Origin of the sequence: Clostridium sp. AF23-6LB, from assembly GCF_003461085.1 — a bacterium.
GTDB classification, from domain to species: Bacteria; Bacillota; Clostridia; order Lachnospirales; family Lachnospiraceae; genus Coprococcus; species Coprococcus ammoniilyticus.
The window spans coordinates 165,209-189,943 of the sequence record NZ_QTWK01000001.1; the positions used below are offsets into that span (position 1 = coordinate 165,209).

The 24,735-nt window shown below is 43.5% G+C and carries 23 protein-coding genes; 2 read left to right on the forward strand and 21 right to left on the reverse strand.

Features of this window, described 5'->3' with window-relative positions; translation table 11 throughout:
- Window positions 1–72: 72 nt before the first annotated feature.
- A complete protein-coding gene (locus tag DWY07_RS00695; protein ID WP_117807357.1) occupies window positions 73–3,063 on the forward strand; it encodes a PBP1A family penicillin-binding protein in 2,991 nt (996 codons plus the stop codon).
- A 90-nt stretch (window positions 3,064–3,153) separates the two neighbouring features.
- Here DWY07_RS00695 and spoVAE read toward each other — a convergent pair whose 3' ends face one another.
- Window positions 3,154–3,510 carry a stage V sporulation protein AE gene (spoVAE, locus tag DWY07_RS00700; RefSeq protein WP_117807356.1) on the reverse strand — a complete coding sequence of 119 codons (357 nt, stop codon included), beginning with the start codon at window positions 3,508–3,510 and terminating at the stop codon, window positions 3,154–3,156.
- Between the two features lie 8 nt (window positions 3,511–3,518).
- Complete coding sequence (gene spoVAD / locus DWY07_RS00705; protein WP_173783365.1) at window positions 3,519–4,538, reverse strand: stage V sporulation protein AD; 1,020 nt, start codon at window positions 4,536–4,538, stop codon at window positions 3,519–3,521.
- Window positions 4,539–4,685: 147 nt separating this feature from the next.
- Between spoVAD and DWY07_RS00710 the strand changes: the two genes are divergently transcribed.
- Window positions 4,686–5,993, forward strand: a complete 1,308-nt coding sequence (locus tag DWY07_RS00710) for a chloride channel protein (protein WP_117807354.1) — start codon at window positions 4,686–4,688, stop codon at window positions 5,991–5,993.
- Window positions 5,994–6,081: 88 nt separating this feature from the next.
- On the opposite strand, the gene DWY07_RS00715 is transcribed toward DWY07_RS00710, so the two are convergent.
- The 19 genes from DWY07_RS00715 to DWY07_RS00800 form a co-directional block, all read right to left on the reverse strand.
- Window positions 6,082–7,791, reverse strand: coding sequence for a VanW family protein (locus tag DWY07_RS00715; RefSeq protein ID WP_173783364.1), 1,710 nt, complete (start codon window positions 7,789–7,791; stop codon window positions 6,082–6,084).
- A gap of 203 nt (window positions 7,792–7,994) precedes the next feature.
- Window positions 7,995–8,453, reverse strand: a complete 459-nt coding sequence (gene spoVAC, locus DWY07_RS00720) for a stage V sporulation protein AC (protein WP_021944472.1) — start codon at window positions 8,451–8,453, stop codon at window positions 7,995–7,997.
- A gap of 79 nt (window positions 8,454–8,532) precedes the next feature.
- On the reverse strand, window positions 8,533–8,955 hold the full coding sequence (locus tag DWY07_RS00725; protein WP_117785469.1) for a stage V sporulation protein AB: 423 nt from the start codon (window positions 8,953–8,955) through the stop codon (window positions 8,533–8,535).
- Window positions 8,945–9,574 (reverse strand): stage V sporulation protein AA, encoded by a 630-nt coding sequence (locus DWY07_RS00730; protein WP_021944474.1) that lies wholly within the window; start codon window positions 9,572–9,574, stop codon window positions 8,945–8,947. The genes DWY07_RS00725 and DWY07_RS00730 overlap by 11 nt, the downstream gene beginning before the upstream one ends.
- Window positions 9,575–9,632: 58 nt before the next feature.
- Window positions 9,633–10,310: a sigma-70 family RNA polymerase sigma factor gene (locus DWY07_RS00735; RefSeq protein WP_021944475.1), complete on the reverse strand. Its 678-nt coding sequence runs from the start codon at window positions 10,308–10,310 to the stop codon at window positions 9,633–9,635.
- Window positions 10,311–10,742, reverse strand: a complete 432-nt coding sequence (gene spoIIAB, locus DWY07_RS00740) for an anti-sigma F factor (RefSeq protein ID WP_021944476.1) — start codon at window positions 10,740–10,742, stop codon at window positions 10,311–10,313.
- A 21-nt stretch (window positions 10,743–10,763) separates the two neighbouring features.
- Complete coding sequence (locus DWY07_RS00745; RefSeq protein WP_117821932.1) at window positions 10,764–11,105, reverse strand: anti-sigma factor antagonist; 342 nt, start codon at window positions 11,103–11,105, stop codon at window positions 10,764–10,766.
- Between the two features lie 76 nt (window positions 11,106–11,181).
- Window positions 11,182–12,558, reverse strand: coding sequence for a tetratricopeptide repeat protein (locus tag DWY07_RS00750; RefSeq protein WP_117821933.1), 1,377 nt, complete (start codon window positions 12,556–12,558; stop codon window positions 11,182–11,184).
- A 1-nt stretch (window position 12,559) separates the two neighbouring features.
- Complete coding sequence (locus DWY07_RS13125) at window positions 12,560–12,706, reverse strand: hypothetical protein (protein WP_021944479.1); 147 nt, start codon at window positions 12,704–12,706, stop codon at window positions 12,560–12,562.
- A gap of 1 nt (window position 12,707) precedes the next feature.
- Window positions 12,708–14,042, reverse strand: coding sequence for a folylpolyglutamate synthase/dihydrofolate synthase family protein (locus DWY07_RS00755; protein ID WP_117821934.1), 1,335 nt, complete (start codon window positions 14,040–14,042; stop codon window positions 12,708–12,710).
- A 12-nt stretch (window positions 14,043–14,054) separates the two neighbouring features.
- Window positions 14,055–14,549 carry a preQ(1) synthase gene (gene queF, locus DWY07_RS00760; RefSeq protein WP_008402990.1) on the reverse strand — a complete coding sequence of 165 codons (495 nt, stop codon included), beginning with the start codon at window positions 14,547–14,549 and terminating at the stop codon, window positions 14,055–14,057.
- A gap of 14 nt (window positions 14,550–14,563) precedes the next feature.
- Window positions 14,564–15,790 (reverse strand): acetylornithine/succinylornithine family transaminase, encoded by a 1,227-nt coding sequence (locus tag DWY07_RS00765; RefSeq protein WP_117821935.1) that lies wholly within the window; start codon window positions 15,788–15,790, stop codon window positions 14,564–14,566.
- 41 nt (window positions 15,791–15,831) lie between these two features.
- On the reverse strand, window positions 15,832–17,592 hold the full coding sequence (locus DWY07_RS00770) for an ABC transporter ATP-binding protein (RefSeq protein ID WP_117821936.1): 1,761 nt from the start codon (window positions 17,590–17,592) through the stop codon (window positions 15,832–15,834).
- Window positions 17,593–17,608: 16 nt separating this feature from the next.
- Window positions 17,609–19,390 carry an ABC transporter ATP-binding protein gene (locus tag DWY07_RS00775; RefSeq protein WP_117821937.1) on the reverse strand — a complete coding sequence of 594 codons (1,782 nt, stop codon included), beginning with the start codon at window positions 19,388–19,390 and terminating at the stop codon, window positions 17,609–17,611.
- 210 nt (window positions 19,391–19,600) lie between these two features.
- On the reverse strand, window positions 19,601–20,341 hold the full coding sequence (locus DWY07_RS00780) for a YebC/PmpR family DNA-binding transcriptional regulator (RefSeq protein WP_008402983.1): 741 nt from the start codon (window positions 20,339–20,341) through the stop codon (window positions 19,601–19,603).
- A gap of 98 nt (window positions 20,342–20,439) precedes the next feature.
- Window positions 20,440–21,246, reverse strand: coding sequence for a hemolysin family protein (locus DWY07_RS00785; protein ID WP_021944484.1), 807 nt, complete (start codon window positions 21,244–21,246; stop codon window positions 20,440–20,442).
- Between the two features lie 213 nt (window positions 21,247–21,459).
- A complete protein-coding gene (locus DWY07_RS00790) occupies window positions 21,460–21,804 on the reverse strand; it encodes a type II toxin-antitoxin system PemK/MazF family toxin (RefSeq protein WP_008402980.1) in 345 nt (114 codons plus the stop codon).
- Window positions 21,805–21,874: 70 nt separating this feature from the next.
- Window positions 21,875–23,041 (reverse strand): alanine racemase, encoded by a 1,167-nt coding sequence (gene alr, locus DWY07_RS00795; RefSeq protein WP_117821938.1) that lies wholly within the window; start codon window positions 23,039–23,041, stop codon window positions 21,875–21,877.
- 26 nt (window positions 23,042–23,067) lie between these two features.
- Window positions 23,068–24,618: an NAD(P)H-hydrate dehydratase gene (locus DWY07_RS00800; protein WP_117821939.1), complete on the reverse strand. Its 1,551-nt coding sequence runs from the start codon at window positions 24,616–24,618 to the stop codon at window positions 23,068–23,070.
- Window positions 24,619–24,735 lie beyond the last annotated feature (117 nt).

The following is a 24,735-nucleotide window of genomic DNA, read 5'->3' on the forward strand; positions in this document are numbered from 1 at the left end:
CTTTATTATTATGTAAATCTCTGCTATAATGAGTTGTATTTATGATTGAACTTAATTTAAGGAGGATTTTCCATGGATTTTAGCAAAAAGGGCGTGGAAAAGAAACAAAAAGCACTTGTTTCCAAACTACCCCGAAATAAACGAAAACTATCGGTTTCGCTGTTCAAAACACTACTGGTCATATTCCTTGCGATCATCGTACTTGGAATCGGTTCCGGTTTTGGTATGTTAAAAGGCATATTGGACGACACACCAGAGGTGAATGCCAAGGATCTGATCCCGAAAGGATATCAGACAACCCTGTATGATCAGGACGGCAAAGAGCTTATGGTTCTTGCGAGCTTTGATGCCAACCGTGAGTATGTTTACTACGATGATATACCGGAAACACTTGTAAATTCCTTCATTGCTATTGAAGATAAACGTTTCTGGGAGCATAACGGTATCGATGTCCAGGGTATCATGCGTGCCTTCGCCCACGGTCTCCAGTCCGGTGACTTTGATCAGGGTGCCAGTACACTGACCCAGCAGCTGATCAAAAACCAGATCTTCAATGTCGGCCTGGATGAAAAAACCATGTTTGACAAGATCGAACGTAAGGTGCAGGAGCAGTATCTGGCAGTTGAGATCGAAAAGGTGCTTCCGAAAAAGAGCATTGCCGAGTATTACCTAAATACAATCTATCTCGGTCAGGGACGTTACGGCGTAGAAACCGCTGCAAAATACTATTTCAATAAAGAACTGAAGGATCTGTCCATATCCGAATGTGCGGTACTGGCAGCCATCCCTCAGAACCCAAGTAAATTTGACCCTATCGTTTTCCCGGAGGAAAATGCCAAAAGACGACTGATGGTTCTTGAAAATATGCTGGATCAGAACATGATCTCCCAGTCCGATTACGATACTGCACTCGCTGATGATGTATATAGCGAGATTGAAAAGGTATCATCGATCAAGAAATCATCCCCTACCAAGGTCAACTCTTATTACATTGATGAGGTCATCAGCCAGCTTGAAGATGATTTCATGGCTATGGGCTATTCCAAGTCAGAGGCAGACAGCCTGATCTACTCCGGTGGTCTGGATGTCCGTACCTGTCAGGATACACAGATCCAGAATATCTGTGATGATGTTTTAAATGATGAAGATAACTATCCGGCTGACAGCTATCAGTTATCCTATGCACTGACACTGGTAGATGACAACGGTGAACAGTACAACTACAGTCAGAATATGATGGTAACCTGGTTCCAGGAAGAAATGGGGCAATCCTCTTTCGACCTAATCTTCTCCAGTGAAGAAGATGCCCGTGCTGCTGCTGACGAATACAAAGCGCACCTGATTGAGACAACCGGTTACAAGGAACAGCTTGAAAGCTATAAGGTCACAGTGGAACCACAGATTTCCTTCACCCTGATGGATCAGGAGACCGGTCAGGTAAAAGCCATCGTCGGCGGTCGTGGTGAAAAGACAGAGGATCGTTCCTTTAACCGTGCTACGGAAGCAACCAGACAACCCGGATCAACCTTTAAGGTTGTTGCCTCTTTTCTTCCTGCACTGGACGGCTGCGGCATGAGCCTTGCAACCGTATACAAAGATGAACCATACACCTATACAAATGGCGGCGAAGTCAGGAACTGGTACAGTGGCTACCGTGGTCCAAGCACGATCCGACAGGCTATTCAGAATTCCATGAATATTCTTGCTGTTAAGACGATCACAGATGTTACTCCGGAGCTTGCTTACGAATATCTGTTAAAGCTTGGATTCACAACCCTAGTAAAAGAACGTACAAATTCAAGCGGAGGGATTGAATCGGATATCAACCAGTCCCTTGCCCTTGGTGGTCTGACAGATGGTATCACAAACCTTGAGATCACCGCTGCTTATGCAACAATTGCAAATGAAGGCAATTATATCAAACCTATCTTCTACACCGAGGTATATGATCATGACGGCAAGCTTCTGATCGATAACAGAACACCGGAAGAATCCCCGGTCATCTCTCCTCAGAATGCATGGTTATTAACAAGTGCCATGCATGATGTAGTTACGATCGGTACCGGTACTGCTGCAAATCTTTCATGTGGTCTTTATACAGCAGGTAAAACAGGTACAACCTCCAGCAACTACGATGCATGGTTCTGTGGATATACTCCATATTACACCGCTTCGATCTGGATCGGTTTTGATGTAAATACTAATTTTGCTGCTGGAAGCTATCATAAGAACATGTGGCGTAAGATTATGGATGCAATCGTGGAAGCAAAGGGTCTGGATACCTCCAAGACCTTTGAAATGCCAAGCGGAATCATACGGGCAACCGTATGTAAGGATACCGGACTTCTTCCTGTTGAAGGCTGTTCAACAATAACAGACTATTTTGCAGAAGGAACCGTTCCTACCAAACGATGTGGTGGAAACAAGAAGGTTGTGATCTGTAATGATTCCCATAAGGTAGCAACCAATACCTGTAAGGAAACAACAACCTATTATTATACAGAAGATGATGACGGCAAGATTGAAATCATTGATGCAGACTTTGAATACGATCAGAACATCCTGAAAGAGAAATGTCCGCTTCATCCGGAGGAAGAAGAAACCGAAGACTCTTCTGATTCTGAAGATCCAAATAAGACTACAGAGGACAACAAGAAGGACAGCTTCAAGATTACTTCCGGTGTAGATGGATCCGGTGGTTCTATCTCCCCAAGTACAACCGTAAAATCCGGCAAGAACACAACCTTCTATATCACACCGGATAAGGGTTATGTGATCTCGGATGTATATGTAGACGGAAGCTCCGTCGGACCGGTTTCACAGTATAAGTTCTCAAAGGTAAAAGGCAATCATACGATCACTGTTAAGTTCAAAAAGGACAAGACAGAAGAACCGCCAACAGAGAAGCCTACAACAGAGGAACCAACAACGGAAACTCCTACAACAGAAGAACCGCCAACAGAGGAACCTACCGATGAACCGCCAACAGAGGAACCTACCGATGAACCATCTTCTGATGAACCTTCCTCAAAAGAGAACAAACATAAAAATACAGAAGAATAAAAACGATATATGTAAAAGGGAGCCATGAGAGATCATTCTCATGGCTCCTTTCCTATTCCCTGGGATCTATATAAAAAAATATACTTTATACTATTTTACCATCTTTGGCTTAAAGATCAGGGATGCCAGATAAGAAAAGATCAATGCTGCCGATGTTCCTACTGCCGCCATCTTGAAGCCTCCCCGGAACAGCCCGATAAATCCATCTTGATCAACTGCCTCTTTTATTCCCTTCCAGAGATTATAACCAAATCCGGAAAGAGGAACCGAGGCTCCGCAGCCGGCAAATTCAAGAAATGGTTCATATATCCCGATTGCTCCAAGAACAGCACCGGAACATACCAGGATCACCATGATCCGTCCCGGAAGCAGCTTCGTCTTATCCATCAGTATCTGAATAAGCACACAGACAGCACCTCCGATCACAAATGCCTTTATATAATCCATAAATAACTTTACCTCCGTTCTATTATAACTGCATGTGCCACGCCCGGTATATTCTGTCCTTCATTATAGCTTACTGTGGAAAGAAGTGCTCCGGTCGGTACAAACAATACCCTCTTCCAGGTTCCGTCCCGTAACTGCTTTAATACATAGCCAGCCAGCGTAATAGCCGAGCATCCGCAACCGGAGCCACCGGAATGTGTATCCTGTTCTTCATTATCAAAGATCTCGATACCACAATCCATATGCTGGTTGCTGATATCTATTCCATTGTCCTTTAAAAGATCAAACAGTATCTTCTGCCCGATCTTCCCCAGATCCCCGGTAATGATACGGTCATAATACGTTGGCTTCCGATCAAAGTCCTTCAGGTTCTGATAGATCACATCTGCCGCTGCCGGTGCCATACAGGCTCCCATATTAAAGGAGTCCTTTACCCCATAATCCACGATCCGTCCCGTTGTAATCCCGGTAATCTGAATTGCTCCTTCTTCCGGCTCTGCCTTACCAACAACAAACGCTCCACTTCCGGTTACCGTCCAGGTCGCAGATAACGGTCTCTGATTTCCATATTCCAGTGGAAACCGGAACTGCTTCTCTGCACTTCCAAAATGACTGGACGTTGCTGCCACTACACAGTCCGCATAACCGGCAGCAACTGTCATGGATGCCAACGACAATCCCTCTCCACAGGTGGAACAGGCTCCATACAACCCAAATACCGGTATATCAAGATCCTTAATACCAAATGTGGTTGCGATCAACTGTCCCAGCAGATCCCCCGCAAATATATACCGGATCTCCTCTTTCTTTTTATCCGCCTTTTTGATTGCAAGCTCGACCGCCTGCCGGATCATCTCACTTTCGCCCTCTTCCCAGGAATCCTTTCCAAATGTAGGATCCTCGGAACGGATATCAAAGTAATCCGCCAGAGGTCCTTCAGCTTCCTTTGGTCCACAGATAGAAGCCGCTCCCAGAATACATGGAGGATCTGAAAAACTGACACTTTGTTTTCCAACCATTTTATTCATTTTTTGCCTCCTTATTTCCATATGTTCTTCTGTTGATAGTCATTTGCTTCTTTTCTTTATTTTATTCATATTTAATATGTTCTGGACAAATCCGCTGATTCGGGGTAATCTATGAAAGAATAAAAACAATCTGGATAGGTATGAATTATGATATTTACAAAAGAATACTGGTTAAATTGTATCGATCGAACAAAACGATACGCAAAAACATTTATTAAATGGCTGATCTGTTCTGCCATTATCGGAATCTCCTGCGGGGCTGTCGGAACAGCCTTTCATTACAGCGTTGAATATGTCACACAGTTCCGTTCCGGGCACAGATGGATCATCTTCCTGCTCCCGGCAGCCGGTCTGTTGATCGTATTTCTGTACCGTGCAGGCGGCATCAAGCATGACAAGGGAACCAACCTTGTTATCGGATCGATTCGGAATCCGGAATACAATGTGCCTTTCCGTATGGCACCTCTGATCTTTATAACAACCGTTATCACGCATTTATTTGGCGGATCTGCCGGCCGGGAAGGTGCTGCCCTGCAGATTGGCGGAAGTCTGGGTGCATCGATTGGCAAATTGATCAAAATGGATGACAGCGATAAACATATTATGACCTTGTGTGGTATGAGTGCCGTATTCGCTGCCCTGTTTGGAACTCCTGTTACGGCCGCACTTTTCAGTGTAGAGGTTATCAGCATCGGAATTCTGTATTATAGTGCACTGGTACCATGTATCCTGTCAGCAACCATTTCCTATGCGATCACAGAAAAATTTCACATCACCCCTACCTATTTCATTCTGAATCAGGTTCCTGAAATGTCACTGGCAACCGGGATCCGGGTGATCATTCTCTCGGTCGCTGCTGCCGTACTCAGCATCCTTTTCTGTATGTCCATGCAGGTCATCGGAAAAACATTTAAGAAATATCTGAAAAACCAGTATCTTCGTATATTGGTTGGCGGTGTGCTACTGGTTCTCCTGACGCTTGCCGTCCGCTGCAATGATTACAATGGTGCCGGTATGAACATTATTGAACAGGCGATCCATGGAACAGCAAAACCGGAAGCCTTCATTCTGAAGCTCCTGTTTACCTGCATCACGATCGGCTGCGGATTCCGTGGCGGAGAGATCGTTCCATCGTTCTTCATCGGTGCAACCTTCGGATGTACCCTTGGAGGCTGGATTGGACTGGATCCAGGATTCGGAGCTGCTATGGGGCTTGTATGTCTCTTCTGCGGCGTTGTAAACTGTCCACTGGCATCTCTGGTCTTAAGCATCGAATTATTCGGTGCAAGCGGTATCCTGCTGTTCGCGATCGGTTGCAGTGTCAGCTATATGTTATCCGGTTATTACAGCTTATACAGTGAACAGAAAATCATATATTCCAAGCTTCGTCCTCACTATGTAAACCTGTATACCAATCAGGAGGTCAAAACAAACGAACACAGTGAAGCGGAATAATATACTATCAATAACACAAAAGAAAGCTCATATGGCTGCCTGATCCTTACGAACCGGCTTCCATATGAGCTTTTCTTTGTTTCTTTATTTAATCATCTGTCTTTGTATCATTCTTTTTCTTATTGTCTGACTTTTTATCCGATTTCTTATCATCCTTCTTGGAATCGTCTTTCTTGTCGTCCTTCTTTTCTGTCGTATCCTCAGTTGTCTTTTCCTCGGTTGTTTTTTCCTCCGTCTTCTTCTCCTCAGTCGAATTCTCCTCTGAGGTATCTTCCTTCTCTTTGGTTCCACGAAGAACTACTTTATCCCGTTTATCATACACACTGACAGATTCCGGTTCAGATGAGATTACCTCTCCATTTCCGTCATATACCGTCCGGTAGGTCTGATATTTAGTTCCTGTGATACCTGTAACGGAAACTTCCTCTTCACCTTTCTCCAGTGTATCGTCGTCCTCATATTCCGTATCATAATCATAAGTTGCTACCAGTTCACTGGACAGTGACACTCTGAAGTCCTTTAGCTTCGTTCCATAAATCGCACATGACACAACACCACCACTATAGGAGGCGGTCACCTTGAGCGGATAATCCGTATTATTTATAAAACGGTAATCCGGTCCGCCCCAGGATACTGTTGCATCAAAGCCTGCATCTACATAAGTGGATGGATGCGGATGGCAATGACGTTCTGCAATTTCCAGATTCGCATACAGACAGGCATCATAAAGAGTGGATGATACCTGACAGATACCTCCGCCGACTTCATCTACTGATTCCCCATTGACATAAGATGGAGCTGCCTGAAACCCATTCTCAATGGTTCTCTGTCCTACCACATTATTGAATGAAAACTCTTCACCCGGCATCAGTATCGTGCCGTTACAATTCTCTGCCGCCTTTGCAACATTTCCTTTTCTTGCATCCGTTCCACCTACATTGGTACTGAAGGATCCCAGCGTATCACGGAAGAGATAGGCCTGTAATGTCTCCTTCGACAGCTCCGGTTCTGTATAAACCAGATCAAAGCTGACTTCTTCTCCATCGGCTGCCGCATCCAGCTTCTTCCTGGCAGCATCTTTATCAAAGCTGATTCCTACCACAGAATCTGTTACGCTGTAATCATTTTCCGGATCCAGTGTTGCATCCGCCGGTGCTACATAAATCTGATCATATACCAGATCCAGATCGACATCACTGTATGTAAGTGGACATTCAAGCTGCGCATCATATTCTCCCTTGCTGATGCAGGAAGCAATCTCATCTGCCAGCTTATCCGAATCTACCGTATAACCTCCGCGGCCCTTTGTAACAATAACCTTGTCATCCTTCACGGTGTAAGAGGAATCTTCTACCCCTTCCAGCTTCGTCAGCCCGGACTGTTCGATCGCAGTATACAACGGCTTCTTATCCTTCAGCGATGGTCGTGCAGTATATTCTGCCTCACCAAATAATGCCTTAATAAAATTAAAACCTCTTGTTAAAAATCCATGGCTTTCATCGTTTGCCTGTTGTACCGCATCGATCACATCCAGATCCAGAGCTTCTTCGATCGCAATGCAATATGTTTTACCTTCCAACGTTACATCAATCCCGGCGTTATTGTACTCCGTTGCAAACTGATCTTCTACAGCCGCTGCAGCTTCCTTCACCGTCATGTTACTGACATCAATTCCATTTATACTGGTATTTGGAAAAAACTTTTTCTTACCAATAATTCCGCAAAATATCAGATAACACACACACAATGCAACAATAACACATACTGTTGTAGTAACACTTCTTTTTGCTTTTTTCATGATGTATCTCCATTTACTACACATGCGAGTATACGCATCCTGCTAAAGGATACAGATACCTACTATTATTAACTTAACCATTTGTTAAAGTTATCATAGGTATTTTTATCTGTCAATACAGATTCCCCTTAAATCTAATATTTCACAAAACCATCATTTTACCTTAAAACATATGTAACATTTTTGAAAAAACAGGCCGGGAATCATACCCAGCCTGCCAGCTTACAGATCCAGTATATCAGTCCCAGCACCCATGATGTAAAGATACCGTACATGATGACCGGGCCTGCAATCGTAAAACATTTTACACCTTTACCGAAGACCTCACCTTCGGTCTGAAACTCTATGATCGGAGCACAGACACCATTAGCAAAGCCCGTGATCGGTACCAGAGTTCCGGCTCCACCATATTTTGCGATCTTCTTATAGACATTCAGACCTGTGAGTACCACACTGATGAGTACAAGAACGATCGATACATAAGACGAACTGTCATCCTTATCCAGTCCCGCATATTCAAACAAATTAAATAACACCTGTCCGATCGTGCAGATCAGTCCTCCGATGAGAAACGCCCACAGGCAGTTTCTTGCCGAATTGGATACCGGAGTAATCGTTTCAACATACTGATTGTATTCCTTTTCTTTTGGTTCAAACTGCATATACTTTCCTCCTGTCTTACCGGGTTCTATTCTTCAGTATTTTCCATTTGCATGAAAACTATGCATATAAATCGCATTCCTAGACCAGTCCGGTTGATATCAGACCAAGAACAGAACCCACGAGTTTCCCTGCTGCAACCATGTATATGATGTAAGGAATATAACGCCGGATTGAAAACCGTCTGGATATGATCGGAAATACATTCAGCACCTCTGCGAGCGCACCAACCAGACAGCCTGTAAAGATACCGCCAAGCAGGGTTACAAAAGCCAGCCCAGGAATTGCAAGCGGGATCCGGATATTAAATATATATACGATATTTCCTGCCACAGCACCATATGCCAGCAGACATTCCACCAGCATATAGTGCCGGTTGCCTTTCACCTTTTCCGCCAGCTTGGGGAATACTCCGATCAGGGATATAAATGCAAAATAACCACTGGATATAGCTGCCCCTCCGATAAATGCAACCAGTGCATAACAGATATGTCTAATCAGCATCCCGCACATCCTTCTTTCTTACAGAATCCGTGATCACTGTCTGATTGATCTCCTGTTCATACTGCCGCATCTGCACCTGAAGCGGGGTCGGATCATCGGTAAATTTCTTATTGGCTCCATGATTAAAGAATACAATGATTCCAATGAACAAGCCCAGTGAATAGGCAACACCGCCAATCATGGCTCCTGATTCACTGCCTCCGGTAAATACATTCTGAAGCAGATCAAGCTGTCCTACCAGATTCACATCCGAGTTATAGGATATAATTGAAAATCCAGCACCAAAGAATGCGATCAGGCATAGAAATATAAATTTGAACTTCTGCTTTATCCGGTCCGACGGATCGAATGCCTTATAATATACAACGACATCAGGCTGTCCAAGATTCTGGATACACAGCTCCCCATCGCAGTTTTTTCTGATCTCCTCTATGATATCCAATATGGATATGACCTGCTGTTCCTTTGAACTGGTAGAAAAATTCATCAGTTCAATTTTTTCGATTTTATTTTTCAGATCCAGATTGTCGGATACGACCTTCGATACATCCCGGATCAATACCTTTCGTTTTTCCGCCAGAACACTTTCTGCCAACTGCAAATATACCATTTCTGCCATATTACGAAACCTGCTTTCCCATATTCTTACAGGATTAGGGTATCCGCATCTGTTCTTTTTATACACTTTCTTTTAATTTCTCAAGGATCCGTTTTTCCTGCCGGCTCACCTGAACCTGGCTGATACCAAGCAGTTTTCCGGTCTCCGACTGCGTTTTGTCTTCAAAATACCGAAGCTGGATCAAACGCTGTTCCTCCGGCTCCAACCGTTCCAACATCTGCATCAACGACAAATGATCAACAATCTCCTGGCTATATTCCTCCGTTTTTGAATATACACCCGGAGCATCCAGAGACTCCGGCTCCAACGAAGCCTCCATTGCCATTACGATCTCCCCTGCATCATAAGAAAGGGCAGCAGCGATCTCTTCAATCTCAGGCTCATAGCCCTTTTCCTTGATCACCCGCTGCCGGTATTGCTCTACCTTACTATTCATCTCCTTCAGACTACGGCTGACCTTGATTGCGCCGTAATCCCGCAAAAAGCGGCGGATTTCCCCCTGGATCAGCGGAACTGCATAGGTCGAAAACTTCACATCATAGTCAAAATCAAATTTATCAATACTTTTGATCAATCCGATGCAGCCGATCTGAAACAGATCCTCGATATCATATCCACGTCCTGTAAATCTTCTGGCTACGCTCCATACAAGTCCAAGGTTCTGTTCTACCAGTTTTTCTTTTGCACTGTCATCACCCTTCTTCGCCTGTAAAAGAAGATCCAGATTATTTTCCATTTATACTGCACACCCAGCCCCTATTTTTTTTGCCATCTTTACTGTCGTTCCTTTTCCCGGCTCCGACTCTACCGTAAGCTCATCCATAAAGGCTTCCATAAAGGAAAATCCCATTCCCGACCGTCCATCCTTTCCGGTTGTAAACATTGGCTCCATTGCCTTTTCCACATCCTCGATACCACAGCCATAATCGGTGATCTCTATGTACAGCTTCCGCTCTTCTATGTATGCCCGTATCTCGATTGTTCCCTCTTTTTGCCCATAACCATGAATGATCGAATTCGTAACTGCTTCCGACACGGCTGTCTTAACATCAGCGACCTCCTCCAGCGTCGGATTCGTACGGGTCATAAAGGATGCTACGACAACCCTTGCAAAGCTCTCATTTCTTGGATCACTTCCAAACTCTATTTTCATTTCATTTCTGTTCATTCTTTTCTTCTCCTTTTCATTTTATGACATATGTACTTGCTTGTACGCAGTCTCAAAATCCTCTGTCTGCTCTGCGATCTTAAATATTCCCGACATTTTAAGAATACGCTGCATTCTGTCATTTGCATGGATCACAAACACCTTTCCGCCTCTGTCATATACATTCCGGAATCTTCTCGTGATCAGACCGATCCCGGAGCTGTCCATCACGCTTGTATGCCGGAAATCGAATATCACGTACCGGATCCTGCCATCCTGAAATACCTCTTCCGTTTCGTTCACCAGTATCGATGCCCGGTAATCATCAACTTCTTCCGGAAGCTCTATTAACACAGTATCCCCTATTTTCTCATAATTATTCATACGCCACCTCTTTTTTACAAAAAAAGACAAATAAGCAATATTGCTTATTTGTCTTTTGTATGATCCTGATTTCTTTTTATTCATTTGTCGGATCCATACCGGATTCCGTTGTTCCTTCCGAACTGCCTTCTGTCGTGTCATCTCCGCCATCCGGTGTTCCACTCGTTGTGTCTGTACCAGACAATGCTACTGCAACTGTATAATAAATGGAATTCGGACATTTCTGGATAAATGTATCAAAGGCTTCTTTGGCCTTATCCTCATCCTCCGTACCCAGATAGCATAGAGCTTTATAATACAGAGCAACATCATAATCCGGGCTGGTCTCCAGCACCTTGTCGATCTCTGTCATTGCCTTATCATATTTGGTATCATTATAATACTTCATGGCAAGCTGCATCGTAACCTTATCCGTATCTGATATATCTGCCTTGCTTTTTTCCTCATAATCTGCGACCTGCTTCGTAAGATCTTTATTCTTTGTTGTCAGGGAATCAACCTCATCCTGCAGAGAGGAAAGCTTGGTATTCTTATTGGCAATCTCTTCGCTGTAGGCAATCTTAACATTTCTGCTCTCATCATCTGCATTCTTATTATGCTGTGGCATAACAAGGAACCACATGACAGCCAGTCCCAATACCAGTCCTGCCAGAACATAGGCAAGCGAATATTTGTAGAAATTAATATCCTTATATCTGCCAACCGGAGTCGGTCTTCCATTCCGGTCAACATTATCGGATTCCACATATGCCCGTGGCTGGTCTTCCACAAACAGCAGATCCGCATCATAATCATCATCCGGATAATCACGAAAGCTCATGATCTCCTCATCCGTATGCCCCATCTCATTGAAATAGCGGACAGCCAGGGGATTGGTTCTGTCGATCTTGATGACACGTTTTAATGCTTTTCTTGCCTTATCATATTTGTTATCATCGATCAGTAGAAGTGCCATCAGCAGATAACCATTTACAAACTTCGGATTATCCGATAAGACTTTTCGAAGCTGGATAAATGCAAGATCCTTACTGCCCTGTCTGGCATAGTTTACTGCCTGATTGTATTTTCTTGCTGCATTGTTCGTTGTTTCAAGCTTGTGTGGATTGCCCTTCACCTCTTTGATATAACGTTTTGCAACATTTCGTCCGCTGAAATAATTCACACTGATGACCCAGTGGCTTAATGCCAGAACAACTTCACCGGTTTCATAATATACAAGCCCCAGCAGATTTCTGGCATCAATATTCAACTTGTCATATTTAAGGGCTGTCTTTAATGCATCTTCTGCACCACTCATATCACGGACTCTGGCTTTATCCAGACCAATATTATAATAATATTTGGATGTGTTCAGTGCCTTATTTACAAATTCACTCTTTAACCCACATTGGCTGCAATATCCGGTAACAAGGATCTTACCGCCACAATGCTTACAATTCAGTACGTCTGCCATATTATTTCTCCGTTTCCTTTGCTACACGAAGCATCTCCTGCATAATATCTGAGATATCCTTCAGATCATTATGATAAATGGCATCTTCTGCCTGGTCTACTTCCAGAGTCGGTCTGAATTTTTTTACTTCTTCATCAAAGTTTATCATACTATTCCTCCATATTCGCAGATTTCTCTTTTATCTTCTGAAGCCAGCGTTTGACTTCTCCCACCAGATAAAGAGAACCCACACAATAGACTGCTGAATCTGTGATCTGTTCTTTATAGCGGATGGCGGCATCCATTGCTTCTGCAATATCCTCATATGCCTCCACCGTATGTCCTGTGTAATTCCGGAACCTGTCTGCGATCAGAGAGACCGGCGCCTTCCGTTTATTATCTACACTTGTAACTATGATCTTCTCAAACGAAAGTGCTTCTGTCAAATCCCGTATCATCGTATCATAGTCCTTGTCCTTTACTGCTGCAAAGACCAGGATCTTCTTTTTCTTCGTATAAAGCGTCCGAAGTGTTCTGCAATAACATTCGACTGCTTCCGGATTATGTGCACCATCTACAAACAGATCCGGTGCGATCTCCTCCATCCTGCCTTCCCATGAAAAATCAAGTAATCCGCTTCTGACTGCCTGCTCTATCCTGACATCAGCACCTGCATTTTTCCCATATTCTATATCCCTGGTCTGCATCAGGATATCAAAAGAAGCAACTGCAAGGCAGGTATTTTCGACCTGATAAAGAGACGTTTTCGGTATCCTCAAATGGTCATAATTATAATACCGATTATGAAATGAAAAATCAATGGTTTTATCATCTATTTCATTTATTATATAGTTTGATTTTTCGACCGCTGTTACGGCAGAATCCAATTCTTTTGCATGAGTCTCTATGATTCCAGACGAAACCGCATCCCGCTTGAAATATACGACCGGAACTGACGGTTTGATGATCCCTGCTTTCTCTCCTGCGATCTTAGCGATCGTATCTCCAAGATATTCCATATGATCAAGTCCTACCGATGTGATGATGCAAAGCTCCGGTCTTACGACATTAGTTGCATCCAGCCTGCCACCCATTCCGGTCTCATAAATCACATAATCCGGCTGCTTCTTCTCATAATAAACAGCCGCCATCGCAAACATCACTTCAAAAAAAGACGGATGAACGGTGAACTTCTTCCGCACCTGTTCAAATGCCCATGTAAAATCTTCGTCTGAGATCATTTCATCATCGTACCGTATGCGCTCATTGATCGAGACAAGATGCGGTGATGTAAACAATCCTACATGAAAGCCTGCATGCATCAGTATCGTAGCAAGCGCCTTTGCCGTCGATCCCTTACCGTTTGTTCCTGCTATATGGATCACTCTGCTCTTATCCTGCGGATTCCCTAAACATTCAAGAAGACTGGCAAGATTCTCTGTGCCAATCTTCTGTGCGAACAGTGGAATGCTTAGGATATAATCAACTGTTTCCCTGTAATTCATCTGACATTCCGCCTATCTGTTATCTATCTTTTCCGGATACAGGTCATGATTTGACATTCTGTTCCATGCAACTTCTTCCCATTTTGTTCCCGGTCTTCCGTAATTACAATATGGATCGATCGAGATACCGCCTCTCGGAGTGAATTTGCCCCAGACCTCAATATATTTCGGATCCATCAATTTGATCAGATCCTTCATGATAATGTTCATGCAGTCCTCATGGAAATCTCCGTGATTCCGGAAACTGAACAGATATAATTTCAAAGACTTGCTCTCTACCATCTTCACATCCGGAACATAGGATATATATACGGTTGCAAAATCCGGCTGTCCCGTGATCGGACATAAGCTGGTAAATTCCGGACAATTGAACTTGACAAAATAATCATTGTCCTGATGTTTATTGATAAAGGTCTGTAACATCTCCGGTGCATAGTCCATGCTGTATTTTACATTCTTATTGCCGAGAAGTGTTACATCTTCCATTTCTTCTGCGGTTCTTCCCATCTTCTGTTACCTCCTTATGCATCTGCTTCTTCTGCTGCCTTTGACACACATTTGATCAGGATCTGAACAGCCTTATCGCACTGTTCCTTTGTTACGATCAGTGGCGGTGCCATACGGATCACATTTGGTCTTACCGCTGTGATCAACAGTCTGTTCTCAACAGCCAGATGCTTTACTTCGTTTGCGATTGGTTTGGTGAATTCAACGCCAACCAGAAGTCCGCGTCCGCGTACTTCCTTCACATACGGAAGAGAATAAAGCTGTTCTGCAAAATAAGCTCCTGTCTCTTTTGCATTCTCTGCAAGATGATTGTCTAAGATCTCATCGATCTCTGCAAGTGCGGCTGCACAGCATACAGGATTGGCTGCATAAGTAGAACCGTGTGCCCCCGGTGTAAATGCACTTGCAAGCTCTGCTGATGTACAAAGTGCGCCGATCGGCATACCGCCGCCGATCGCTTTTGCCATAGATACCATATCAGGCTTCACTCCATAGGTCATAAATGCCATCGTATCTCCGCATCTGCCCCATCCGGTCTGTACCTCATCGAATAACAACAGGATGCCGGTCTCGTCACAGTAAGCACGAAGTCCTTTTAAGAATTCCTCCGTTGCCGGATATACACCACCCTCGCCCTGAACAGGCTCTACCATGATTGCAACTGTGTCTTTGGTACATTTGCTCTTGAAATCCTCAAGGTTATTGAACTCTGCATATGTGAAGCCCGGAAGCATCGGCTTGAAACCGATCTGACATTCATTATCCGGCTGTCCGGTTGCTGATAACGCTCCATAGGTTCTGCCATGGAAGCTGTTAATGGCTGTAACGATATGATAATGCTCCGGTCCGTAATGATCGGTTCCGTATTTTCTTGCCATCTTGATCATTGCTTCATTTGTCTCTGTTCCTGAATTCTGGAACAGAACCTTCTCCATACCGATCGTCTCACAAATCTTCTTTGCAAGCAGGATCATAGGAAGTGTATATGCGTAATTGGATGCATGGATCACATTCTGGCACTGGTCTGCGATCGCTGCCGCAACCTTCTTATTACAGTTACCGGTACTGTTTACTGCGATGCCGCCGAAGAAGTCAAGATATTCATTTCCTTCCTCATCGTACACATACATGCCGTCTCCCTTTTCCTCGATAAAATTCCATCTTCTGGACTGCTCGGCTAGGTATTTGTCTACTATGTCAAGTAATTCGTCTTTTGTATATCCGCTTTCACTAACTTTCATCTTCCTGTCTCCTTTATATAAATACAAATTTTTAGTTCCTACTAATGTGCAAACTGTGAATTGTAAAGGGTGTAATAGAATCCTTTCTGTGCTAAAAGTGATTCATGATTACCCTGCTCTATGATATGTCCATCCTTCATAACCAGTATAATATCAGATTCTTTGATCGTTGACAAACGATGCGCTACGACAAAGCTCGTTCTTCCCTTCATCATCTTCGCAAATGCACGCTGGATCCGGATCTCGGTTCTTGTATCGATCGATGATGTTGCTTCATCAAGGATCAGCATCGGTGGCAGATCAAGCATAACTCTGGTAATACATAAGAGCTGTTTCTGTCCCTGTGACAGTCCGCCGCCATCCTCTGATATCATGGTATCATACCCCTCCGGCAAACGCTTGATAAAGCTGTGTGCGTGGGACTGTTTTGCTGCTTCTATAATCTCCTCATCCGTCGCATCCGGTCTTCCGTATGCGATATTCTCCTTGATCGTTCCGGTCTTTAACCAGGTCTCCTGAAGAACCATACCATAGTTATCACGAAGGCTCTCTCTCGTTACCTGACGGATATCATGGTCATCTACAGAAATGGCTCCGGCATCTACATCATAGAACCGCATTAAAAGATTGATAACGGTACTCTTACCACATCCGGTCGGTCCGACGATCGCTACCCGCTTACCCGGTTCAACCTTCAGATTCAGATTCTTGATCAGTTCTACATCTTTATTATAAGAGAAATCCACATGAGACAGATCCACCTGTCCATCTGCTTTCTCGATCACATAGGCATCCGCAGGCTCCGCGATCTCCGGTTCTTCATCGATCAGCTCAAATACTCTGGCTGCGGATGCAAGTGCATTCTGAAGCTCCGTTACAACGCCTGAGATCTCATTAAATGGCTTTGTATACTGGTTTGCATAGCTTAAAAAGCTGGTAAGCTGACCAACGGATATTCTTCCCTTGATCGCCATGACCGCACCGATGATGCCAACGCCGGTATATACTAAGCTGTTTACAAAACGGGTACACGGATTGGTAATGGATGAGAAGAAGGTCGCATCCAGTCCTGCCTTATTCAATCTCTTATTTACTTCGTTAAAACTGCCATTTACATTTTCTTCCATGGAAAAGGCTGTTACAACCTTCTGGTTTTCTACCATCTCATTAACAAGTGATGTCATCTCACCCTTGATCTCTGCCTGCTTTCTGAACATATGGTAGGTTTTCTTTGCGATAAATGCCGCAACAAACAGAGAAACCGGAGTGATCACAACAACCGCAACCGTGATCACAGCGTTAATCGATAACATGAAACAAAGCGTTCCAACGATAGTCATAACCCCGGTAAATAACTGTGTAAAGCCCATCAACAGACCATCTGAAAACTGGTCTACATCTGCGATCACACGGCTTACGATATCACCATGGGTGTGAGAATCCACATAAGATAACGGAAGCTGTTCTAACTTCTTATATGCAGATGTACGGACATCATTTACAACATGATAAGTAACTTTATTATTCAATATATTCATGATCCACTGGCAGACTGCCGTAACCGCAACTACAATCACAAAACGGATTGCCAGTGTCTTTAATGCTCCGAAATCAACGGCTCCTTTTCCGACGATCTTATCTACCATATGTCCGGTAATGATCGGTGCATATAAGGTCAGAACAACGGATATCGCTGCACAGGTCAGGGAAAGGACAACTAAGAAACTGTATCGTTTGATATACTTTAATATTCTGCCAAGTGTTTTCTTATTGACAGACGTACTTTTTTCTTTTTTACTCATCGTCGTTTCCTCCTTCCTATGCCATTGCATTTCCGGCAGAAGTCTTTTTACCGGATACTTCATTTGCCGATAACTGTGACTGACATATCTCCTGATATACCTCACAGGACTGTAACAGTTCTTCGTGGGTTCCGATACCTGCAACCTGTCCATCATCTAATACAATGATCTGATCGGCTCCCATGATCGTCGATGCTCGTTGGGAAACGATAAATACGGTCATACCCTTTGTCTGCTCTTTGATCGCACGCCGAAGAGCTGCGTCTGTTGCAAAGTCAAGTGCCGATGCACTGTCATCCATGATCAGGATCTCAGGCTTTCTTACAACTGCTCTTGCGATCGTAAGACGCTGCTTCTGCCCACCGGATAAGTTCTTGCCACCCTGTGTAATCTTAAAGTTCATGCCATCTGTTTTCTGATCAACGAATTCTTTTGCCTGTGCGATCGTAAGTGCCTCATTGATCTCTTCTTCCGTTGCGTCATTTTTACCCCAGCGGATATTCTCGGCGATCGTGCCCTGGAACAGAACTGCCTTCTGCGGAACTACACCTACCTTCATTCGAAGGGAACGGAGATCATAGTCCTTTACATCCACACCATCGATCTTAACCGCACCACCGGTGGCATCATAGAATCTCGGGATCAGGTTGACCAGAGAACTCTTACCGGAACCCGTACCACCGATAATACCGATCGTTTCTCCCGCTTTTACCGTAAAGGATATACCGGTCAGTGAATCTTCCGATGCTTTACCATACCGTAAGGCTACGTTGTCAAATACCACCTTAGGAACATCCTGGCCGGCTGCCTTCTGTGCTTCTGATAAAGCAGAATCTTCTTCAACCTCTGTGATCGATGGCTTCGTATCAAACACAACATTGATTCTCTTTGCACATGCGATCGACTTTGTGATGTTAATGATCAGATTGGCAAGCTTTACAAGCTCAACTAAGATCTGTGACATATAGTTGATCAGTGCAACAACCTTACCCTGTGACAGGATACCGATATCGGTCTGTCCGGCTGCGATCCAGATGATCGCAACAGTTGCAAGATTGATGATCACATATGTGACAGGATTTAAGAATGCCGAGATTCTTCCGACATACAACTGAATATCCATCAGATCATCGGTTGACTTATCGAATTCATCAACCTCTTTCTGCTGTCTGTTAAATGCCCGGATCACACGGGCACCTTCCAGATTCTCTCGGGTCAGAAGCATGACCTTATCCAGTCTTGCCTGTACCTTCTTAAACAATGGAATGCTGACAAGCATAATTCCGAATACAACGATCGACAATGCCGGTATTGTAACCACAAAGGTCATGGCTGATTTGACATCGATCGTAAATGACATGATCATCGCACCGAATACGATAAACGGAGAACGTAAGAACAAACGGAGCACCAGATTGACACCTGTCTGGATCTGGTTGATATCACTGGTCATTCGAGTAAGCAGTGTCGATGTTCCGATCGTATCAATCTCATTATAAGAAAGACTTGTGATATGACGGAACAGATCACTTCGAAGTGCCGTTCCGAATCCGGTTGCTGCTTTTGCGGAAAAATACTGTGCTGTCAGAGAACAGCTCAGGCCGATGATACCAAGTGCGATCATAACGAGACACATCCGAAGAACATATCCCATGTCCTGATTTTTAATACCGGTATCAATAATATGTGCCATTACGATCGGGATCAGCAGTTCGAAACAGGCTTCCAGCATTTTAAATAATGGTGCCAGAACCGATTCTTTTTTATAGTCCCGTAAATATCTTAATATTCCCTTCATTCTACTCTCCTACTCTTGTTGTAAAATGTATATATGCTCTCTGCATTTGTTTTTAACATACCATATGCCAGGCGTGCTGCCAAACGGCTTTCTGCCGTCCTGCTGCCTGCCTGGCATACATATATGGTAGAATCTCCACACCCCCTTACATAAAATTGCATGTGGATTCTGTGGAAATTCTTTCATGCACAAATGGCATGAACGATATAATTATTCCTCATCCGGAAGATTTGCATTGTGATATACAGCCTGTACATCATCATCTTCATCTAAGAGATCCAGAATTCTTGTAAACTTCTTTACAACCTCAGGATCTGTCAGATCTACATAGTTCTGTGGGATCATGGTAAGCTCTGCTTCTGCCATCTTGATTCCCTCTTTTTCAAGAGCCTCTCTGACTGCTGAGAAATCATCCGGTGTTGTGATGATCTCAAAACTGTCTTCCTCTTCACTGAAATCCTCAGCTCCGGCATCCAGTGCCATCATCATAAGATCATCTGCATCCATATCACATTCTTCTTTATCGATAATGATCTGTCCTTTATTATCAAACATATAAGATACACAACCGGTCGTTCCTACGTTTCCGCCGCCCTTTGTAAATGCGTTTCTTACATTTGCAGCCGTTCTGTTCTTATTATCTGTAAGCGTATCAACGATGATCGCTGTACCGTTCGGACCATATCCTTCGTATGTATTAGCAACATAATTTACTGAGTTTGCATCACCTGCTGCTCTGTCGATACCACGCTTGATCGTATCGTTTGGCATATTGTTTGCCTTTGCCTTTGCGATTACATCACGAAGCTTACTGTTGTTATCAGGGTTTGCACCACCTTCTTTTACAGCGATCGCAATTTCCTTACCGATAATGGTAAAGATCTTACCCTTTGCAGCATCGTTCTTTTCTTTCTTATGTTTAATATTTGCAAATTTTGAATGTCCTGACATTTTTTTACTCCTTAACTCTGTAATTCTATCTTTTGAATATCCATTTTCGGATATCGGTTTCTTTTTTGAAGCTTTATAAGCCCAACTGGTTCATAATATCATACCTGATTTTCATTTTCAACCTTGGTTATCCGCACCTTATCGATCATCTTATCCTTGATCCCAATGGTCTCAAAATTATATCCCTTATATGTAATATCTATTTTTTCGTTCTCATAAGGGAGCCTTCCCAGTTCATACAGCATAAACCCGTTCAGTGTCTGAAAATCCTCATCCGGAAACTCAATTCCCAGATGTTCCGACAATTCATCCAGTTCTGCTCTGCCGCCCACGATATATCCATGACCCGCAAGTGCAATATCATCGTCATCATCGTCGTATTCATCAAAAATATTGCCGACAATTTCTTCCAGAATATCTTCCATCGCTATGATGCCTTCTGTCTGACCATACTCATCCACCACAATAACCATATGAATTTTCTCTTTCTGCATCCGTTTGAATAATTCCGATATATTCTTTGTCGGATGCACAAATAGCGGCTCAACCATGATCTGTTCGATCGTCTGATTCTTATCCTTTAAATACGCTTTTACGAAATCCTTAAAATAAAGGATTCCGACTATATTGTCCAGATCATCATCAAACACCGGATATCTGGAATAATTATTCTCCAGCATGATCTTGATCGTTTCATCCATTGTAGTATGTTTGTCGATTCCAACTACATCGGAACGCGGCGTCATAACATCCCGGACTTCTTTCTCACTGAATTCAAAAATATTTGTGATCATCTCTACTTCGTCATCATGAATGAGCCCCTGTTCATTACCCTCATTGACCATGGAAATAATCTCTTCCTCAACTTTTTCTTCATCAGCTTTTCTGTTATTAAATAATTTCATATACCAGACAGTCTCTGTCTACAAATCACCTCTCCTGTTCGTTTCATTCTGCATTCACTCTTAATTCCACACGAATGCAAATATAATGGAAATATATCATTAATTCCAACATTCGTCAATTTTTTCATATGAGAATCTGTATAATCCGTATTCATATGGGAATCTGTATAACTGTATGATTATACAATGTCTATAATTACCATGCCACAAAGATCAATACAGATCCAGACTGATCTTTAACGCAATATCTACCTTTTTCAGAATGTCATCTCCCATATGGCATACTTTTTCTTTTAATCTCTGTTTATCGATCGTACGCACCTGTTCCAATAGAACAACCGAATCCTTTGCCAGATCATACCGGCTGGAATCAATCTCAACATGTGTAGGCAGCTTCGCCTTGTTCATCTTGCTAGTGATCGCTGCACAGATCACAGTAGAACTGTGTTTATTTCCCGCTTCATTTTGTATGATAAGTACCGGTCTGACTCCTCCCTGTTCCGAACCAACGACAGGCCGTAAATCAGCATAAAATATATCGCCTCTTCTGATTACCAATTCTTTTCACTCCATTTATTTATTAATATCTTCTGTTGTGAAAAGTATTTCCAATTCTATTCTATGATATTCAGTTCCGACGTAGATAATTCACTTCCCCGACTTCTTTTCCATCCCTAATATAGACTCTTGGTACACGTCTTCCGATATTACAGATCAGTTCATAGTTGAAGCTGTTTGCCGGTTCCGCAACTTCTTCCACCGTGATCTCTTTATCTCCACATTTTCCGATCAGAACAACTGTATCACCGACTGACGTCTCCGGTATATCACTTACATCGATCATAAACTGATCCATACAGACACGTCCGGTGATCGGTGCATACTTACCATGAATGATCACACGCCCGATATTGGACTGTGCTCTTGGATATCCGTCAGCATAACCGGCAGACACGGTTGCTATTCTCATATCATGCGGTGCGACAAATGTCCATCCATAGCCGATACCTGTTCCTGCTTTCACATTCTTCACATGAACTACCTTGGCAAGTAGTTCCATTGCCGGCTTAAGTACCGCGATCGAATGATCGACCTCATCCGATGGATATAGTCCGTATGTTACGATACCGGATCTTACCATATCAAAGCCTTCATTATCCATCTCCATGATTCCTGCGCTGTTTGATATATGCTTTACAGGAATCGATATCCCCCGTTCTTCTAATCTGCCGATTACAGACCGGAATAACGCAAGCTGTCCATTTGCAGCTGTTTTATCGTATTCGTCCGCCTTTGAATAATGTGTAAATATTCCCTCGATCTCAATTCCCGGCATATGCGCGATCTCCACGATATCATTGATACCTGCATCATCACACTGAAAGCCGATCCGGCTCATACCGGTATCCATCTTGATATGGATCTTTGCTTTTGATCCTTTCTTTACCGCATCATCTGAGAGAATGGCACATTCAGCTTTATCATACATCGCAGGTCTTACATCGTATGTGATCAGTTCATCATACTCTGATGGGTCTGTATATCCAAGTATCAACAACGGCTTCTCACATCCTGCATGACGAAGCTCTACCGCCTCATCAATACAGGCAACCGCATAAAAGTCTGTCAGATCAGAAAGGGCTCTTGAAACCTCTACTGCTCCGTGGCCATAGGCATCTGCCTTGATCACGGCAAGCATCTTCATACTCTCCGGCACACATGCCTTCATCATTTTTATATTTTCTCTGATATTATCCAGATTGATATCTGCTTCTATTCTTCTATATTTATTCATTTGTCTGCGCCTCTGCCTATTATATTTTATACATAAGAACTCATGATCGGACCGATCTCATCGATCAGACTGCCGGCGGTTATAGCCGCCTTTCCATACCGTTTCTTTGCACGATCCCCTGCAAGCCCGTGTATATACACCCCAAGTCTTGCTGCCTCTGTCGGAGATATTCCACCGGCAGATAGCCCTGCAATCATTCCGGCAAGAACATCCCCTGAACCTGCTGTTGCCATACCATCATTTCCCGAAGTGTTCATGTAAGTATGCACGCCTCCGTCACTGACACAGGTTCTTGCATCTTTTAATACACACACGAGTGTTTCTGCTTCCGCAAATGTCCTGCACTCACGAACCGGTGCTTCTTTTAATTCAGCCACTGTCTTTCCTGTCAGTCTGGACATTTCTTTTACATGAGGGGTGATAACAAGTGCTATATTCCCTGTCTGTCTGCTGATTTCCCCTGATGCAAGCAGCTCCTTATGTGCTGACAAAAGATTAAGTCCATCTGCATCAACAACGATCGTTCCTTTGAAATTCTCCAGCACTGTCTTAAGCATACATTCCGCTTCTTTTCCGGTTCCGATACCCGGTCCGATCAGAATGACATCTGCCCATGCACATGCATTCTCCGCACAGATAACTGCTGTTTTCTCATCCTGATATGTCATCATCAATGCTTCCGGCAGATATCCCCCGACAATCACTCTGTTATCCTTATGGGTATATACCTTTACCATACCACTTCCAACCCGGTAGGCTGCTGATGCCGCAAGACAGGCTGCTCCCGATATCTCCTGACTGCCGGCTATGACTGCAACTTTTCCAAAGGTTCCTTTATTTCCATCCGGTCTTCGTTTATTCAGCCGGTTCAGATCCCCTTCATCATATGTAAATATCTCCGGCATCACCATATCAACTGCCTTATCCGGAAATCCGATATCTTTTACAAGGATCTCTCCACAATATCCATGTCCCGGATAAACGGTCATACCGACCTTCATTAACCCCATTGTTACTGTAAGATCCGCCTTTACTGCAACATTCATTACCCGTCCGGTCGTAGCCGATATACCGGATGGGATATCTACTGCTACCACATATGCCGGCATATCATTGATATGATCAATGACCTCTTTATGGATTCCTTCTATGTCACGCTTTAATCCAACTCCAAAGATTGCATCTACGATTACATCATATTCTCCATTCGGAAAATCCTCTGTAATCTTGATCCCAAGCTGTCCAAGTATACTCTCCTGAACCTTATAACTCTCTGTTGCTCTGCTAACCTGTCCGATACAGTACACATCTACCAGATATCCTTTTTCTGCCAGCATCCTTGCTACAGCCAGACCGTCCCCTCCATTATTTCCGCGTTCTGTTACAACAAGGATCCTGGTATATGCTGTCCGTCCGGTATCATGTTCTCCTGTTTTTATCCGTGAAAATCTTTTTTCTATTTCTTCTGTTACAGCAAGTGCTGCACGTTCCATCAACACCAGACCGGGAATTCCAATCTGTTCAATGGAGATCTGATCGATCTTCTGCATTTCCTCTCCGGTTGCCAGGAATCTCATATCTGTCTCCTTCCATGTTATGATTTTTATATCCATTAACTGATGCAGATATTATTTCTACATAACAGCTTATTGCACAAATGCCATGGCAATATCGCCATGGCATCCGTACATATA